This window comes from Metabacillus litoralis, from assembly GCF_020524045.1.
Classification (GTDB): Bacteria; Bacillota; Bacilli; order Bacillales; family Bacillaceae; genus Metabacillus; species Metabacillus litoralis_C.
Map to the genome: position 1 here is coordinate 47828 of NZ_JAIVKL010000017.1, position 19274 is coordinate 67101.

14 protein-coding genes are annotated in these 19274 nt (G+C 32.8%); 7 read left to right on the forward strand and 7 right to left on the reverse strand.

Annotation, left to right across the window (positions count from 1 at the left end):
• Window positions 1-801: 801 nt before the first annotated feature.
• Window positions 802-5100, forward strand: a complete 4299-nt coding sequence (locus LC076_RS19480) for an AAA domain-containing protein (RefSeq protein WP_226670757.1) — start codon at window positions 802-804, stop codon at window positions 5098-5100.
• A 109-nt stretch (window positions 5101-5209) separates the two neighbouring features.
• On the opposite strand, the gene LC076_RS19485 is transcribed toward LC076_RS19480, so the two are convergent.
• The 5 genes from LC076_RS19485 to LC076_RS19505 form a co-directional block, all read right to left on the reverse strand.
• Window positions 5210-5824 carry a group-specific protein gene (locus LC076_RS19485; protein WP_226670758.1) on the reverse strand — a complete coding sequence of 205 codons (615 nt, stop codon included), beginning with the start codon at window positions 5822-5824 and terminating at the stop codon, window positions 5210-5212.
• Between the two features lie 115 nt (window positions 5825-5939).
• Window positions 5940-6401, reverse strand: coding sequence for a VOC family protein (locus LC076_RS19490; protein ID WP_226670759.1), 462 nt, complete (start codon window positions 6399-6401; stop codon window positions 5940-5942).
• Window positions 6402-6596: 195 nt separating this feature from the next.
• Window positions 6597-6812: a hypothetical protein gene (locus LC076_RS19495; protein ID WP_226670760.1), complete on the reverse strand. Its 216-nt coding sequence runs from the start codon at window positions 6810-6812 to the stop codon at window positions 6597-6599.
• Window positions 6813-7038: 226 nt separating this feature from the next.
• Window positions 7039-7575 carry a hypothetical protein gene (locus LC076_RS19500; RefSeq protein WP_226670761.1) on the reverse strand — a complete coding sequence of 179 codons (537 nt, stop codon included), beginning with the start codon at window positions 7573-7575 and terminating at the stop codon, window positions 7039-7041.
• A 154-nt stretch (window positions 7576-7729) separates the two neighbouring features.
• Window positions 7730-8218, reverse strand: a complete 489-nt coding sequence (locus tag LC076_RS19505; protein WP_226670762.1) for a phosphoethanolamine transferase CptA — start codon at window positions 8216-8218, stop codon at window positions 7730-7732.
• A gap of 233 nt (window positions 8219-8451) precedes the next feature.
• On the opposite strand from LC076_RS19505, the gene LC076_RS19510 reads away from it, so the two are divergent.
• Entirely contained in the window at window positions 8452-8904 is a 453-nt protein-coding gene (locus tag LC076_RS19510) for a hypothetical protein (RefSeq protein WP_226670763.1), read from the forward strand.
• Between the two features lie 211 nt (window positions 8905-9115).
• Here LC076_RS19510 and LC076_RS19515 read toward each other — a convergent pair whose 3' ends face one another.
• Together LC076_RS19515 and LC076_RS19520 are read right to left on the reverse strand one after the other, a co-directional pair.
• The gene (locus LC076_RS19515) at window positions 9116-10219 is read right to left on the reverse strand and encodes a hypothetical protein (RefSeq protein ID WP_226670764.1); all 1104 of its coding nucleotides are present in this window, start codon (window positions 10217-10219) and stop codon (window positions 9116-9118) included.
• A gap of 291 nt (window positions 10220-10510) precedes the next feature.
• Window positions 10511-11182 (reverse strand): hypothetical protein, encoded by a 672-nt coding sequence (locus LC076_RS19520; RefSeq protein WP_226670765.1) that lies wholly within the window; start codon window positions 11180-11182, stop codon window positions 10511-10513.
• Window positions 11183-11814: 632 nt separating this feature from the next.
• Here LC076_RS19520 and LC076_RS19525 point away from each other — a divergent pair.
• The 5 genes from LC076_RS19525 to LC076_RS19545 all read left to right on the forward strand — a co-directional run bounded on the left by LC076_RS19525 (window position 11815) and on the right by LC076_RS19545 (window position 19224).
• On the forward strand, window positions 11815-12150 hold the full coding sequence (locus LC076_RS19525; RefSeq protein ID WP_226670766.1) for a hypothetical protein: 336 nt from the start codon (window positions 11815-11817) through the stop codon (window positions 12148-12150).
• 134 nt (window positions 12151-12284) lie between these two features.
• A complete protein-coding gene (locus LC076_RS19530) occupies window positions 12285-14111 on the forward strand; it encodes a DUF262 domain-containing protein (RefSeq protein ID WP_226670767.1) in 1827 nt (608 codons plus the stop codon).
• Between the two features lie 1496 nt (window positions 14112-15607).
• Window positions 15608-16600, forward strand: a complete 993-nt coding sequence (locus tag LC076_RS19535; protein ID WP_226670768.1) for an ABC transporter substrate-binding protein — start codon at window positions 15608-15610, stop codon at window positions 16598-16600.
• 78 nt (window positions 16601-16678) lie between these two features.
• Window positions 16679-18232: a sugar ABC transporter ATP-binding protein gene (locus tag LC076_RS19540; RefSeq protein ID WP_226670769.1), complete on the forward strand. Its 1554-nt coding sequence runs from the start codon at window positions 16679-16681 to the stop codon at window positions 18230-18232.
• Window positions 18233-18237: 5 nt separating this feature from the next.
• Window positions 18238-19224 carry an ABC transporter permease gene (locus tag LC076_RS19545; RefSeq protein WP_226670770.1) on the forward strand — a complete coding sequence of 329 codons (987 nt, stop codon included), beginning with the start codon at window positions 18238-18240 and terminating at the stop codon, window positions 19222-19224.
• The last annotated feature ends 50 nt before the right edge of the window (window positions 19225-19274 follow it).

A 19274-nucleotide genomic window follows, 5' to 3' on the forward strand; every position in this document is an offset into this window, starting at 1 on the left:
CCAAGCACCCTACTACAAGTATAGTCAATTTATTTTGACTAGATTTCACTATGAGCAAGGTCAACATCTGGGAAGCGCATTCCCTTTTAATTGGAGATACTACGTATAAATCGTAACCTATTTACAAATGTGCTTACTGCGCTGATTGTGGTAAAGGAACGTGGTACCATTCTGGCAGAAAAGGATACATACGTGGGTCATATGGAAGATATGGTACAGAAATATGTTCATCTCATGCAACAAAGGAAGAAAAACTGACAACTAAAATTATTGATGATTTTGGCGAATTTCTAAGGGCAGTAAATCTAGAAATTTTATCAAAAAGTTAGAGCATTAATATTAAGGAATTAGAAGAGTTACAGGCTCAAAAAAACTGTCTTGAATTTGTTATAGTGAAATCGACCTGAACTATATTAATACTGATTTCTTACAGTATCTTTTTTCACCTGATATCCTAACTGAAATAATTCATAGATTTATTTTTGGATAGAAATTGAAAAGTTTGGAACACCTAGGATTTATTATAATTTTTCATGCACCCAGTAACCAGTATATAGCTTAATAGGAATGTAACAGTTAGTGTACAAAGCTTAGAGATAAATTCTCTAAGCTTTTATCGCGTTATATGTTTATTGGTTAAAACGATACAAATTAATAAATGAGATAAAAGGCTCATTTGTAAAACCCTTTGTTTGAACGAGTATGTATTGTTTATTAACTAACCTAACAAGAATTAACTTTTATTCCCATACATACAATGTGATATATTGACTATATGAAATAATAAAGAGGTGCTTTTAATTGAGTGACAAAGCTAGGCAACTGTTTGAATATTTGTTAGCGGTCAATAACTTACGATTTAAAGTTATCCGTGATTTTAAGGAATATGATAAAAATTGGACTAAATCTGCTCTAGAAGAATATGGTGATGGAGTATATTTAATGGGAACAGGAGAAGATGAGGAAGCAATTATTGAGATTCATAGACAAAAGTTCACTGAAGCAATTCTGACTCCTCCACATCCTGACAAATCCATTAGGGAATGGATTACATATTCGTATAATAAAGAAACTCAACCTCCAAAAATCCCTGCTCCGAAAGTGGTGATACAAGGGACCGATGAGGTAGAAATACGTTTTGATGAAGATTCAAGTAGGTTAAAGTTATTTAATAATTGGAAAGTAGCGTGGAGTGACTGGGCAGCGGAAATTTCTCGGATGAAAAAGGTCCAAACTTTGTATGAACTATTTTTCAGAATTAATCAAGATTTTCAAGTTGAAGGTGAAGGACTTGAATTACTACTAGGAAAAACAATCTTTACGTGGAAGCAAGAAGTTGATTCTATATTACACCCTCTATTTACGACAAAAATGGATATTGAACTTGATACTGATAAAGGTATTATAGTTGTTAAACCAACTAATCAAGGATACAAACTTGAACTGAATATACTTAGTGGCATCCCACTTCCAAATATGGAAGAGATTCAGAATATAGGCAGAATAGCACGATATAGAGATGTATTTGAAGAAGATGTGCATGACTTATCTACCCAATTTATGCAAGTAATTGATGCAAGTGGTCGTGCCGCTATAAAAGGTGAACCTATTCATCCTTCAAAGGATGCTATAGGTCACTTAAATGAATATGTAATTATTCTAAGACGAAAAGACAATCAGGTTTTACAAAAAGATTTAGAACAAATCATTGAGTCTATGCAAGAAGAGGGATATGAGGCACCAGCAACAGTTGAGTCTATTGTTGGAAATGAAGTGCAAATAGATGAAAGTGTGAATAACAATAAATGGGATAAAGTAGCTACAGACTTATATTTCCCTCTTGCTGCTAATGAAGAACAAAAGGAAATTGCCAGAAGGCTGTCAAGTAACTTTGGTTTGACAGTACAAGGACCTCCAGGGACAGGTAAAACTCATACGATTGCCAATATTGTTTCTCATTTACTAGCGCACGGAAAGAAAATTCTTATTACAAGCCAAAAGGAAAATCCTTTAAAAGTTCTTAAAGAAAAAATTCCTGAAGAAATACGTGATTTATGTGTACCCGTCCTAGGTGGAGGAAGAGATTCTCTAAGAGAAATTGAAAAATCTATACGTACAATTTCAGATAAACTTGGAAATACATCTATTGAAAAGTTAGAAGCAGAGATTGCAAGAAATAAAGACGAATTAGATAGTAGTCGAAGAAAAGAGGCGAAATTTAAACATCAGTTATTGGAATATAGCAAAAGTGAAAAAACAGAAATTGAGTACAAAGGTAATTCCATCAACAAAGCAAATACTGCCCAAATGTTGACTGATGAATCACTAGATTATCATTGGATTTTAGATAAAGTGGGATTGAATTCTGAATTCCCTTTATCAGAAGAAGAATTTAAGACTCTTTGGGAACTTAGAGGCTCATTAGAAGAAAAGGACCTTTATTTAAAGGGTACAGTTCTTCCAGATATCCATTTATTAAAAAGCCCGGAAGAAATGAAAAAGTGGCTTTCAAACGGTAAAGATTTAAAACATAAATATGATAAAGCTATTTTTCATACTAATAAAATTCAATTTCCTCATGATAAGGCATATGCTGAAAAGATAAACATAGAGCTTTCAAGAATCTTGGAATACAAGGATTGCTTTAAAGAAGGAACTGCGCTACAGAAAATACTTGATGACTACCTAGCTGGTGATTCTCGAAAAGAACGATGGACCTCTTTCTTTAGTGGAATTAAAGAAAAGAATAAAGAAATGGTATCTATTCACAAAACCATTATTAATCACGACATTACGCTCCCCAACAAACCAGACTTTGAATTAGAATCAGATATTTATATTTATGGGGAACGCCTAAGAGCCAACAAGAAACCAAATGCTATATTTGCCTTAACCAAGGGAAAGAATGCGAAATATTTATGGGAAGCACCAATTATAAATGGTCAGCCAATTAGAACGTATGAAGAAATTGAAATACTGCAACAACATCTTCTTTTAAAAAAGAAAAAAGCGGAAGCAGTTCGCACTTGGAACGCTAATGTTGATGAAATTAGTGGAAGTCCAATCGATATCGAGGATAAACGTCTTTTTAGTACGCTTGACAAAGCAATTGAGTCCTATGAGAAAACAATGCGCTTAGGAGCTTTAGTAGAAGGTTTCATCCAAACCTCAAAACGTCTATTACTGAACAATTCAAACTGGCTAAGTTACAATTTTTATGTAGAGCTTAAATCAACAACTAATTACCTATATGATGTTCTTAACTACCAAGAGTGGGAAAGAGAGTACAATTTATATAGAGACACATTAATGCAACTATTAAAAGAAAAAGAAATACACCCTATTGTACAATCATTTCTTAATATATTAAATGAGAAAGATGAATCTAGATGGGCATCCGTACTTGAAGAATTGACTTATTTAATGAATAAGAAAGAAAAAGTAACAAAATACTTTGATTTGTTAACACAACTTGAGGGAACTGCTCCTAAATCAGCAGCTATGGTGGTTGATTTACTCTCTAAAGAAGTACCGATTCCTCAAGAAGTTCATAAGTCTTGGGAACTAAAATCTTTATATGATTGGATGACAGAAAATCAAGATGTTGAAGCAGAACGAATAGAAAACAACATCAAAGCTGAACAAGATTATCAAAAAAAATTAATTATTTCAATAGTGTCAAATTCTACTTGGTTAAATCAAATTAACCGAATAACTGAATCACAAAAGAGAGCCCTTGTAGCTTGGAAAAACTTTATAAAGCGTTATGGTAAAGGGACAGGTAATAACAAGCGATATTTAGCAGATGCGCGTAAAGAAATGGAAAATGCTCAATCAGCAATTCCTGTTTGGATTATGCCAGTCAATCAAGTGATTGAGAACTTCCCGATTTATAACGATAAGTTTGATGTCATTATTTTTGATGAAAGTAGTCAATGCGATATTATGTCAGTTCCTGTGCTATTACGAGGTGAAAAGATTGTAGTTGTAGGTGATGATGAACAAATAAGTCCTTATGGAATTGGAACAAAAGACTCTGAAATTGAAGAATTGATACAACGTTATCTAGAAGGAGTACCAAACAAGCGGTTGTTTGACCATAAAATATCTCTTTACGAAATCGCAGACCAAATCTTCCCTAAAAGTGGTAGATTAATGTTAAAAGAACATTTTAGATGTGTACCTGAAATCATACAGTTTTCGAATGACCTTAGCTATGGAGGGCAAATGGTTCCTTTAAGACTTCCATTTGAAGATGAAAAAATAGAGCCTCCAGTAGTTGCGATTAAAGTTGAAGATGGTTATGCCACGGAAGGAAGTTCTATTGTAAATGTTCCAGAAGCTGATAAAATCGTTGAAGACATTGAAATGATAATTGCAGACCCATTGTATGAAAAACAATCAATAGGTGTGATAGCATTACAAGGAAATAAACAAGCAGCTCTTATTGAGAATAAAATACGTGAGAGAATATCCGAAAGTGAATTTGTGAAAAGAAAAATAATTTGCGGAAATGCATACAGCCTCCAAGGAGACGAAAGAGATATTATATTCTTATCAATGGTGGTTTCTGGGAACAGAAGATTTGTTGCTATGACAAAGAAAGACCAACAACAATCCTTTAATGTAGCTGCAAGTAGAGCAAAAAATCAAATGAGACTGTATCATTCAGTAGAGTTAGATGAATTGAAGAAAGACTGTTATCGATACCAGTTATTAAGCTATTGTAAAAATCCAGCAAGAGTAAATGAAATAGTTGAAAACTTGGAAGAAAAATGTGACTCTCCATTTGAGATTGAAGTATTACGTATGATTGTAGCAAAAGGATATAAAGTTCAACCTCAAGTTAAAGTAGGAAATTACCGTATTGATTTAGTTATTGAAGGAATCAGAGACCGTCTTGCTGTAGAATGTGATGGTGAGAAGTGGCACGGTCCTGAAAAATGGGAAGAGGATATGCAACGTCAATATGACTTAGAACGGGCAGGTTGGAAGTTCTGGAGAGTTAGAGGCAGAGAGTTTTATTACAACAAAACTAAGTCACTCGAAAGTTTATGGAAAAAGTTAGAGGAAATAGGAATAGAGAAGATTGATAATTAATGAATATTCATTGACTTATAAAAATGGAACTTCCAAATTTGTGGAGATTCCATTTTTGTAATATTTGCTTGTTAAACTAACGCACCCGTTACTTAAATAACAATTAGCTCTAATTAACCTTACAACAATTTAATAACTTTGATATTAACTCTGGTCTTTTTTTATACCTAAAAGCAAAAACATCTTGAATAGTTAGAATTGCATACCAAGAACTTTCAGATTGTCCAGTTAAAATAGGTCTATCATAAATCAAACCAATTTTTAGTCTTTTATCTGCATTGATTGATTTCGATAATTCCTTATAAATCTTATTCATTCTATCTTCATCAAATATACCTTCAATAGCTATCTTTCCATAAATCCCATCCCACCAAGCTAAAAAGGACTTAACACTTTCTAAATATCCGAATACACCTATTTCATTATTCTCAAACAATTTTTGAAATAAAGCTTTATCAAAATCTAATATTCCATTATGGACATACATACCACTAAGATAGTTGTTATTTAATGTTTCTTCCCAAACTTCTCTATATGTCTGTTCAAATTCTCCATTTAAAAGCCCCCACTTTGAACTATCAACATATGGAAATAAAGGGGTTTCTCTATCTTGATTTCTACTGTTCAGAAATATGTTTTGAACATATATTAAATAATTTAATGAGTAAGGTGCGTTTACTTCTATTTCAAATCCACTATTTACTTCTTCTTGATTATCCTCCATAAAAACATTTCTCCCTCAATTATTTTGTTGCACTAAACTGCCACGTTAGCGAAAAAGCGACTGCCTCTTGTTCAGCAATCACTACCCTTTAGTTTAAGTTCATTTCTTCACAATCTCAAGTTATTCCAACTAAATTTTCCCAGTCCTTAAATGACAACTTTTCCGTAATATGTTTTAATTCATTAGGAACTTCAATATAACACATCAATTCTAAACTATTTCCATCTGGGTCATTAAAGTAAACCGAAGCATTTCCTTGATTTGGTCTTACAAAAGGCTCTATCGATGTTCTTCTTCCAAAAGGAACAGGTTCAACTTGGATGGACTCAAGCCATTCTAAGGAATCTTGTAAATCCTCATATGTAACTCGAAAAGCAGTATGCCTCAAAGAAGGGTGGTATGTAGTTTGGTACTCCTTCCCTTCCCACAATCCTAACCAACTTTTTCCTTCCCCTATCCATAAGAATACGGTGTCTTCGTCACGCCAAGCGAATTCTAAACCTAATTTTCGGTAAAATCCAATTGAAATTTCTAAATTTTTCACAGGTAAATGTGATTCATATAAACCCTTTATCATTTCTCCCATCCCTTTTTTGTATAATTTTTTCAATCTCAAATTTTATCTTAAAAAATCTCTTCTCCACTATAATGCTCCTATAGTTTAACATTAATTTCCTTTTTATTAGCATAGAAAGAATGCCCCTGTCTTATTGCAGGAGCGCACCCGATACTTTAAGTACATTAGTTCACAAAGTAAATTTAACAAGAATTATTACATTTTTCCATTCTCAATCCAATACCAGATTCGGATACTTCCTAATACAGACCCTACAAAAAGCAGAAATAAAATAAAAATCCAAAGTGACATCATGCCAATTTCATTAATATCTTTTGCATTAACAGCGACAAAAATCAATGCACCTATAAACATTAGATAAAAGAATACATTAGGTATTATCCAAGCAATCCTTAATTTTTTGTTCTGCAAAATGTCGCCCCTTTCACAAAAACTCCTCACAAATTTGGTTGAGGTTAACATATATTATTCCACAATATGATTCGATTGCGGAATAAAGGCTAATATTAACTGTTCTACAATCCTGCTTCGTTAGCTTAATAACTTCAACAAAAAAGGGACTTATCCTTCTTCAAGATAGGCACCCGTTAGTTGAACAAGGACAGCAATTCCTTATTCAAGGAAAATCCACTTTAGTTCAATTAGCATTTAGATAATCTAAGACAATATCAACTCTTTCATTGACTGTATAATCACCTTCAATTTTTAATATTGGACAAGGTAAGTCTGCCATCCAATGTTCGTGTAAAGATTTACTTCTAACTTCTAATCCCGCACTATCATATAAAGATGCCCACTCTAAAAATGTTTTCGATTGTTCATATTTACTACCACCAGCTAATATTTCATTTCCATAACGTTGAAATTCCCTCTGTTGTAACCTTTCAAGCCTTATATCTTGCGGAATCCATAAGAATATTACAAGGTCAAAATAACTTTTAAAGTTATCACCCCAACCACACACTGCACCAGAAAGAATATAATTCTCATAAAGTGATAAATCTTTTTCAAGCATACTTCTTCGTTCAGGTACTTCACTTTGCTTAGTGAATTTAGTTGTCCAAAAATAATCATCGGTATCAAGGTATATATGAGGTAAAACTATTGATAATGAAGAGCCAAGTGTTGAAGTTCCAGACCCTGAAGCTCCCATTATATGAATTCGTTTTTTCATTGTTCTCCTCCTTAAATACTTATTCATAACTTAAAATTCACTATGCTTCTTCCATTCTGCTGCCAATTACTTCAACAAGAAAAAGCTAATCTCCTTCTTGAAGTTTAGCTCACCGTTAGCTATATGAAGCGAAATGCAATTTATCCACTTTATTCTAAAAATTCCCATTTTCTTTTTTTGACTTTCTTAAATTGTCAAGGCGAAGATAAATATAGCTAATTAATAATCCAATAATAAATCCACCTATTATTGCAACTCCACCCCACTCAACTATGCCACGCTTAAAAACATTATGCTGAAGGAAACTTTTCCAATTTTCCCAGAAATAAGTGTCTGAATCTATATTAGAAATGTGTAAATGTGTAATTGATATAAAAGCTCGGTGTACAGCCATCCATAGGTAGTATGAAACAATGGAGAAAATCCAAGTAATACTACACACAATAGCGGTTTTTATTTTAGACTTAGAATTTTTTACTTCAAATAGGGAAATTGGAATAAGTAGCACTAACCATACTCCATAAGTTAAGTATCTACGAAACCCGCTAAACCCAAGTGCACCTGTTAGATAGCTCTCGAAATAAAAATCAAATATACCAAATAAAATTGCAATAACAATGTAAATCAAATAACGAATATTCATATAATATCCCACTTTTTCCATGTATTTAAAAGCATCATATTAACAATCAATTAAATTTTACATACCTGTTAATTATCCTGTTATTATTATTTCAAATAATAGGATAATTAACAACCGTTGTTCCACTATACTGCCCGTTAGTTCAACAAGTAATTTTTTGTAAATAGAATAGGAAAAGACCTCTAAGGGAATTTTAAAAACTAAAATTGAACTAGTTTCAGGAGGTAAAAATAATGAAAAAGCAATCTTTTTTAGGTATATTAATAACTATTCTATATTGCTTATCTTTCGGACAAGTTATTTTGGCAGCTGAAAAAATCCCAATTGAATATCAAGTAAATACAAACGATGAATTTCCTAATGCTAATGAGTTTTATAAAACCCTGAATTCTAAAGTGTATCAAGAACCTAAAAATGCCACATATGAAATCCGAAAAAAAACGACCTTTAAAAATGTAATTAATGAAGAACATAATTTTTATAAGAATGTTGGGCGAGAAAAAGAAGAAATGTCTCTTTACTCTCCAGCAATTCATCCTGACCGGCAGGTTTATTTCTTAGGGTATGCACATACTAAAGGAAAAAAGCACTACACTAAATTTGTTGTACTGGATGCTAAAACGAAGGATACACTTTACGGTGGAGAAACTATGGAAGTTCCAAAGTTTGAAACATTCCCATTTTAACCAAGAGGCAATGTTCCTCTTGGTTTATTTTTGTAGAAGAAAATCCCTTGTTCAACTAAACTGCTCCAATAGTGAAATAAGCGTTTCTACTTGTTCCAGAAACGCACCCTATAGTTTAAGTGCAATTGTTCACAAATCATAAACTTGCAATATGTTGTGTCAATACATCTTTCAGCTTAATAACTTTAGAAATACAGCTACAAAGGTATTTTTAACGAATTTTAAACTCTTCCAAGAGTAAATTGGGAATTTCATTCATCTTTGAAAAATCCACATCGCTTCCAACTAATGCAGTATCAACATTAGGATTATTTGTTAATATATCAAATGATTTTCTACTTGCATCGATTAATCCATTATGTTTCAATATATCATCATTAACCTCTTTGTTAATAAATACATCTTCGGAATAGTTAAATATAATAAAATTTATTGCAGCTAATTTATCTTTATCAGACAATTTTCTAAATTGCTTATAAAATGCTCTGTATCTCTTGCTATCTCTTGAATCAATAAAAATCATAATAACACTTGAAGACTCTAGTGGAAACACACATATATGAATAGATTTAATTCTATAATCGGGAGAATCATTATATATATTATTAATAATACCCCCTTCAATGTCTGTCAGTAATGCAACATTACTTTGAAAAGCCATTGGAACAACATAATCTAGTTTTTGATGATAAATTAAGTAATACTCATTATTCCACCCTTTTTTATCTATCTTCTTTGCCCTATTAAAATCTTCAATATATTCCTTTAAATCTAAATCATTTATTTTCTGTTTTTCTTTATAAACTTCATATGGGAGCACAAAATTTTCGTACATGTTATCATATAATGCAATTTCAAACTTTCTCTTACTTATGCTTTTTAAATAACTTTTCATAGCAATCTGAGAAATCATTTTTGCTGTCGGTACATCTTTATAATTATCTGAATTCTCATAATCACTAAAGATTTTACTATCACATTCTCGACAAATTAATTGAAAAGTTCCCGACTGGTTTACACCATTATCATCATCTAATAATGGTAAACTCACTAATTTATTATTATTATATACGTCTCCCTCTACAGCAATGTTTCTCAGAAAATAAGCAGGTATAGAATGTGAATTACAAAAGCTACTACATATTTCACCACAATAAAAACACTTCTCTTCTTTCGCTTTCTTTCTACTTTGACTTAGTAATCTTCCTAATTGCTTTCTGTACTCAACTTTATTTTCTTTCATGGCATTCAATACTAATTCTGAATCGGTACCTAAACTTAACATCTGAATAAAATCGTCAACATTATTTAACACAAGTTCCAACCCCATTAGATTAATTTTGGATTTATACATATTGATTAATTAAACAACTTCAACTTACTATGAATATTGAAAGGAATAAATCATATTGAAGGTTATATCCAATTGTGTCGTTCACTTGTACAACCCCCTTTTATTCAAAAATTACGAATACAGTAAAAAAAGTTTCACTAAATATCGTTCCTGCACAAAACTGCACCATTAACACAATAGGAGCTGCCGCATCGACAACTCTCCTTGTTCCACTCTTGCACCCGTTACTTTAAGTACAGTTATTCACAAACTTTATTTGTATGGCTGAAATTTAATTGATTTGGCTTGATACATTTTGTCACAATATTCATAAACAATGACAATTTCTCCAATAGAACTTGCAGGAGATATTTGTCCACTGACTCTGACAATCAGATGGTTATCTTTTACTTCGTAATCAGTAATACTCCCGAAGGCTATATCCTCAAAAATGTTTGCAGGTTTTATTTCTAATGGGGTTATATCAACTATATATTTTTTGTCACCTACGCTGACCTCGGCTTTTTTCGTAGTTAGTTTTGTATTTGCATTTTTATAGATAATTGCTAAAGGGTTATCAACAAGTACATCAGTTAATCCGTTTGTATATCGATAGACATAAACTTCTTCATCTCGTACACCAGAACCATATCCTTTCGTTAAGGTTATGATTAGTTCCTTTTTTCCGTCTTGGTTTATGTCTTCATAAAAGAGTTCAGGAGCATAAGTAGGATTTGTAACATTCATCCAAAATGGTCTTGAATAAACCTCACCCTTAAAATTCATTTTAAAATCGTGGTAAAAACCGTTTGATTTTTTAGCGTATAGGGTGATGTTTTGTTCGCTTAGTTTTGAAACAATTTCATATTGATTACTTTTTGCCACTGCACTGGTAGGAACAAGAAGGCAAATTATCGTTAGTAGTAAGACAATGGAATTTTTCATTGGAAACACCTCATTTTAGTATTCCCTAATGTGTATTCTTATTCCACTAACCTGCACCGTTAGTTTAAGTGTTTCTTCACAAGCCCTTCGATACTTTTAATATCATTTTAACATAAATAACCAAATGACTTTTCAATCACAAGATATCTCATATACTAAATCACACCAGAAATCACATACACTCCAATATTTATTTCTGCCCTGAGAATTATCCTGTGATTTAATATGTGAATTCTGAGTAAAGGGGTAAATAATCATTGATATAAAAGCAAAAAGCGCACGGTGAATTCTATTATGAAATACCGTGCGCTTTGCCTTGATATTTAGTTGTTTGCACCTCTGAAGTAAACCCGTTAATTAATATTTGGCAGTTTTTATACATCAAGTGTATTGAAGTAAATATATGAATATACATTTATTGTGTATATTTGGTATCATAGAACTAGATGGAATGTAATTCCAATTGACTATTATATTGTATTATTGGAACGAATTGTTACCAAGTATTAACACTGCTACTGGTTATAAAACTGCAAAACCTGGTATTAACTAATGGAGTAACGTTATTAAGCCTAAGAAATTTGCTGAAAAGCTATCCAAGGTAAATCAGTCAAATGGTGGTGGTTACATCGATGATTAAACTCTTCAAGAGTATTAACGACCAATTCCCCAAGAAGAACCGCCTTTCTGGTTATCATATTGAATCATTATCAATTGAGGCTTTCAAAATTAATCAAACATTTTCTAAGACAGTTAAAGATACACTCCAGAAATTTTGTCAGCATTCCAGGGCGGTAGTTTTAAGTCTAATTAAGGATAGTACCGGTCAATCTTTACATGTAGATGATTACTTAAGTGGAAAAGATAGTGGTAATAGAAAAAGAATAAGTAATAATTTTCGAATTCTAGCAAAGAAAATTAATAATGCTAGTTCAATTGATGATTGGAAGGATATAATTGGTAAATAAAAAATTTTTGTTTGAATATTTAATGTTCTTCTTTATTATTTTATATGATTTTAATCCTTGAGAGCTTTAAAAACAATTAGTTTTTCACAGCTTTATTGCGTAACTGTAAATTTGTAGTAGGAGGATTGACAATTTTGAGTGAAATTGGAGCACGGTCGAGAAATATACAAGAAACGTTTGGAAATGCTAAATATGGAATTGATTATTATCAAAGGGAATACAGATGGGAAACGAAAAATATCCGTGAATTACTTGAAGATTTATCTAATAAGTTCCTTAATAATTTTGACCCACAACATGAGCCAAGGGAAGTAGAAAATTATGATAATTACTTTTTAGGTTCGATTGTAATGAGTAAAAAGGAAGGAGAAAAATATATAATCGATGGGCAGCAGAGGCTAACATCTATTTCATTGATTCTTATTTTTCTACACAACTTACAGAAGCACTCTACTACTAGAAAGGTAAATGTCAGTGAGTTAATCTTCTCAGAAAAATTTGGAGTAAAATCCTTTAACATCAATGTTGAAGAACGCGTTTCTTGTATGGAAGCTTTGTTCAATGAACAACATTTTGATTTTGAGGATAATCCTTCAGAGTCAGTTCGTACAATTGGAGCTCGTTTTGAAGATATAAAGCTTTACTTCCCAGATGAATTACAAGGGGACGTACTTCCGTTTTTCATTGATTGGTTACTTCATAAGGTCATGTTAGTTCATATTGAAGCTGATAATGATGAGGATGCCTATACTATCTTTGAAACCATGAATGATAGAGGATTAAGTCTTAACCCAACAGATATGCTAAAAGGCTATTTATTGGCTAACATTAAGGATGAACGCGCAAAAGAGAGAGCAAATGCTTTATGGAAAAAACGAATATTAGAACTAATTGAAAAAGGCAAAGATGAAGAAGTAGATTTCTTTAAACATTGGTTCCGGGCAAAGTACGCACAAAGCATTAGAGAAAGAGGTAAAAATAAAGAAAACAAAGACTTTGAGAAGGTTGCGACAGCTTATCATAAGTGGGTAAGGGATAAAAAGGACAAGTTATCATTGAATTCAAGTCAGGAATACGAAGAATTTATTACTAAACAATTTGATTTTTATTCCAAACAATATCTGTATATTTTAAACGCAGCAGTGACATATACTAATGGTTTAGAGTATGTGTATTACAATAACCATAATAACTTTACACATCAATATCACTTACTTCTCTCACCTTTAAAAGTAACTGACAATCAGGATATTGTGAAACGTAAAATTAATCTTGTTGCCTATTTCATTGATTTTTTAATTGTTAATCGTTTTATTGGCTTTTCTACTTTGAGCTATTCTGCACTAGCATACACAATGTATAACTTAACAAAAGATATTCGTGATAAGGATTTGGATGAGCTAAAGACTATACTAAAGGAAAAGGCAAATGAAATAAACAATATAAGTAGTTTAAGCTATTTTTATCTTCATCAGCAAAATAAAAGATATGTGCATTATCTACTCGCCCGCCTTACTAATCATATTGAATTAGAAAGCGGGATAGATACTAAGTTCGAAACCTATGTTACTAAAGATTCAAAAAACCCTTTCCAAGTTGAACATATTTGGGCAAATAAGTATTCACGTTACTCCAATGAATTTAATAGTGAAGCAGATTTTCAAGAGCATCGAAATTATGTTGGGGGGTTACTTTTACTTCCAAGGAGTATTAATCAAAGTTACGGGGACAAGGAATATTCAATAAAAGTCCAGCAATACTTTGGTCAAAACTTATTAGCGAAGTCACTCCATAAGAATTGCTACAATAGTAATCCTGGATTTTCTAGATACATAAATAATAACAACTTACCATTCAAACCATATAATACTTTTGGTAAGGATGATTTAAATGAAAGACAGTATTTGTACGAAGAAATTGCTGAACAAATATGGAATGTAGATAAAATTGATAGTTTCTAATTTTATGAAGAAACTCAAATATGACCCTCCTTGCAATTTGGAGGGTATATAAAAAGTAAACGGAAAAGGACCATTTTTGCTAATTCCCCCATTAACGTCAACGTCACAAGCCTTTAGCATCTGCTAAATACATTGACTTTGTTGCAAATTGAATAGAGGTTCTGCATTAGGTGATATCCATAACCTCTATTTGAAGACCTTTGAATATCCTTATCAATAATTCCACTTGGTTTTAAATTTAACTCCTTAGCGATTAGCTTAATAATTCAACCTTTGGGTTTATCACTATCTTTATGTAACACGCAACATCAGTATAATAACAAGTGGTTATCACTATTTTTTAGTTACATTGTAGTATTTTGCGGCTCCAACCACTTGGTTTATTGCCTCTACACCAACCTTCCTGTCTTCTCCATATCGTTGGCTTGAACCACTGCTTTCTCAAAGGTTTATTTCAATAATTAAAAAATGGTTATATGCCACAAAATCGGTTGGTAAATGATAAAATATAATAACTGTAATGCAAGTACAATATTACTTTCATTTATTTAATGTAAAATAGGTAAACACCACTACATCTGTTTTCGAAAAAGTGTCTGTGACCTACTGTCAAGTCACGTCGAATGCGTAGCACAACTCATTTTAAAATTAAGCAACTAACCCCAACAGGGGGGAGTTGCCTATTCATCTTTCTTGAAGAGGATTAACAAAATTATAGGAAATATAGATGTCACGACTATGTTTACAAATAGCTGTGTTTTTGTGAAATGACTGGTATTGAAGTGTTGATACATATTGGTGATTGTTTATGACTGTTGTTTGAAAAAATTTTAAATTTTCTAAATAAAATCTTTTTACTTTTTATGATTATTTTACTTGTATAGCAATTTGACAAAATAATATAAATAAGAAATCCTGATACGTTAAAAGTTCATATTCATTTAGAAATTTATCAGTGATAAAGTAATTTTTTAGTTTAAAGGTAAATGCTGATGAGTGAAAACTCTTGATTTTTATGGTTGTAAGAGCATGTGAAAAGCGAAATGATGGAGTTCATATAAAGAGATAAATTTATATATATAATGAAAGAAACGAGTGTTTTTTTTTAGTGAAATTTTCTTAATTATTATATAAATTTTAAAGTTATTGGTATATTAAATGACAAATAATGGGTTTGTTGACAAAAGTTAACTAAGGTAATATAATCAAAATCAATCAAAGCTAGTCATAAACAGTCACTAATGATCACATAATGGTTCAGCTATGAGCAGATAGTTTGTGAGAAAATTTTATATTTAAGAAATGATAGCGTTACCAAAAGAGATTAGGAGAAGATTCTTGTTTTCATAGGTATGCCTATCATTAAGGGAGGTGATGAAAGCGTTTAATTAGCAACGTTGACAGATCGATACACCTCATACGTAATCGTTTACCTAGAAGATCATTATGACGTAATCGTTTACGTAAAAAATTCAAATTAAACAAGGGGGATCATTATGAAAATGAATCTAAAGAAAATGATGTTGTTGGTATTAATGTTAGTACTTGCTTTAATGACGGCATGTAGTGGAGCGAGTGAATCGACAAGTGAAGGTAGTTCAAACAGTGGCTCAAGTGATAGCGGTGATTCAAAAGATGAAAAGCTTACGATTGCTTTATCCGTTGGAACATTAGCAAACCCTTTCTTCGTTGCAATGGGTAAAGGTGCAGAAGAAGCTGGAAAAGAGTTAGGAGCAGAAGTACTTGTTGAAAGTGCAGAATATGACTTAGCAAAACAAACATCGCAGATCGAAATCTTTATTACGAAAAAGGTAGATGTTATTTTACTTAATGCTGTTGATACTGAAGGAATTGCTGCAGCAGTTCAGCAGGCAAAAGACGCAGGAATTCCTGTTATTGCAGTCGATGTTAATGCTGAAGGTGGAGTAGATGCAACGGTTACTTCAGATAACTACCAAGCTGGTCAATTAGCTGGAGAGTATGTAATCGAACAATTGGGTGGAAAAGGAAATATTGCCATTATTGATGGACCTCCTGTTTCTGCTGTAGCAGACCGTATTCAAGGATTTGAAGATGCGATTAAAAAATCAGATATTAAGGTCGTAGCGAAACAAAATGGTGAAGGAAGCCGTGAAAAAGCATTAACTGTGATGGAAAGCATTTTACAAGCAAACCCATCTGGTTCAATCGATGCAGTATTTGCAATCAATGACCCAGAAGCAATTGGTGTAGAAATTGCCCAAGAACAAGCGGGACGTAAGGACGAGTTCTTTATTGTAGGAGTAGATGGTGCCCCTGAAGCAACAGAGGCAATGTCTAAAGAAGGAAGTTCCATTCATGCAACTTCAGCACAATCACCTAGTGATATGGTGAAAAAAGCTGTAGAAATTGGATTGAAAGTTAAAGACGGAGAAGAAGTAGAAGAGTTAATCAAAGTTCCAGTTGAATTAGTCACTCAAGAGACTTTAGATTCTTACAAAGGGTGGTAATCTCTAAAATGATTAGGCTGATAAGGATGGTATTTCCTTCATCAGCCTTCTTCAAATAAAGAAGGGATGATAAAAGGTATGGTTGTAAAAGAAGCAGTAAAACAGCACAGTAACTTAAAGCAACCTGTCTTAAATATGCAGGGTATAAGTAAAACCTTCTCAAGTATCACCGTAATAAATAATGTGAAAATTGAGTTGTATCCAGGTGAAGTTCATGCACTAATGGGGGAGAATGGTGCAGGAAAGTCAACCTTAATGAAAATTCTTGCAGGAATTCACCTTCCTGATAATAATGGGGGGGAAATTTATTATAAAGGTCAACCAGTTCTGTGGAAGGACCCTATTGATGCAAGAATTAAAGGAATAAGTGTTATCCACCAGGAGTTGAATCTTTCTCCTAATCTTACAATCAGTGAAAATATTTTAATGGGTACTAAGTTTCCTAGAAATGGGTTAGGAATGATTCAATGGGATAAGGTTCATGAGCTCGCTCAAAAGGTGTTAGATTCAATGGGCTCTAATCTTAACCCACGGCAGCTTGTATCAACTCTTAGTGTTGCTCAGCAACAAATGGTTGAAATTGCCCGTGCTCTTTCCTTTAAGGCAGAGGTTCTTATCATGGATGAACCTACTGCCTCGTTAACAGATAAAGAGATTACGAAGTTATTCGAAATTATCCATGATCTAAAAAAGCAAGGTGTAGCCATCGTATATATATCTCACAGAATGGAAGAAATTTTTAAGATTTCAAATCGATTCACTGTACTACGTGATGGCGAGTGGATTGCGAGCGGTCCTATTGAAGAAACAAATCCAGATCACCTTGTGAAGTTAATGGTAGGACGCGACTTAAAAGATTTATTTAATCGTACGAACTCATCTAATCAGTCGTTTCAAAAGGATGTTTCCCCAGTTTTAGAATTGAGAGATGTATGCGATAAAAAGTTAGTGAAAAATGTATCATTTAAGGTGTATCCAGGTGAAATTGTCGGCTTAGCAGGACTCGTAGGTGCAGGTAGAACAGAATTGGTAAGAGCCATATTTGGTGCTTCTGAATTATCGAGTGGAGAAATCTATGTTGAAGGAAAATCTGTAAAAATCAGTTCACCTATTGATGCTATAGCTAATGGAATCGCGCACGTACCTGAAAGTAGAAAAGAACAAGGATTGTTTTTGTCCATGTCTGTAAAAGAGAACATCTTAATGTCAGAACTTAAAAGTCACTCTAAATCAGGGGTAGTTAATTGGAAAGAAGTAAATGCTACTGCCGATCGTTATATTAAGGAATTAAGTATAAAAATTGCTTCTCCTGACCAGCCTGTCTCAAATCTTAGTGGAGGAAATCAACAAAAAGCTGTAATTGCTAGATGGCTTTCCATTTCACCTAAGGTATTACTACTCGATGAACCAACTAGAGGTGTTGATATTGGGGCAAAAACAGAGATTCATAAAATTGTATCAAAGTTAGCTGATGAAGGTTTAGCAGTACTGATGATTTCTTCAGAGTTGCCAGAAGTATTAGGTATAAGTGATAGAATCCTTGTGATGAGTGAAGGAAGATTAACTGGTGAACTGTCGAGAGAAGAAGCTACACAAGAGAAGATCATGTACTTAGCTACAAGAGGGGAGTAACAATTATGAAGGCAAATGTACAAACTGCTACCAAAACTCAAGGTCTAAACGTCGGAAATATTCTTCATGGATTATGGAATCGTTTAGGAATGATTATGATTTTATTACTATTATGTGTTGTGCTTTCGTTCACGGCTCCGAACTTTTTAGATACTGCAAATCTTTTGAATGTATTAAAACAAGTTTCAATTATTGCAATATTAGCTGCAGGGATGACAATTGTAATTTTAACAGGTGGAATTGATCTATCGGTAGGGTCAACAGTAGCCTTATCAGGTGTTATTTCGGTCATGGTCTCATCATTAGGAGTAAATCCTTTTATTGCCATGTTATCTGGGGCTGCAGTAGGGTGCACAGTAGGATTAATTAACGGTTTTTTTATAGCTAAGACGAAACTACCTGCTTTCATTGTAACACTCGGTAGCTTCACATATGTACGAGGTCTTGCTTATGTTATAAGTGGTGGTTATCCGATCGTGTTAGCAAATGAAACCTTTAAGTTTATTGGAGGCGGAACGATTTTAGGAATCCCAACTCCAATTTATATAATGCTTTTAGTTTATGTTGTGATGTTTTTCGTATTGAAATATACAATGTTTGGTCGTCATATTTATGCGATTGGCGGGAATGAAGAGGCTGCACGTTTAACAGGTATTAAAGTAGAAAGATCTTTAATAAATGTATATTCAATAAGCGGTTTACTAGCTGGATTAGGTGGAGTTGTTTTAGCTGGAAGATTATATTCTGGTCAGCCAACAGCTGGACAAATGTATGAGCTTGATGCCATTGCTGCTGTAATTCTTGGAGGAACAAGCTTAGTAGGTGGTAGAGGAAAGATTCAAGGAACGATTATTGGGGTTTTAATTATGGGAGTTATTAGTAATGGTTTAACTTTAATGGATGTTAATTATTACTGGCAATTAGTTGTAAAAGGTGGAGTAATTGTTGCAGCCGTATTATTAGATCGCTTACGTGGAGATAGTGCTGCGTAATTTTCATCAATGAAAAGCACACCAAGAAGCTTGATGAAAATTTTTATAAG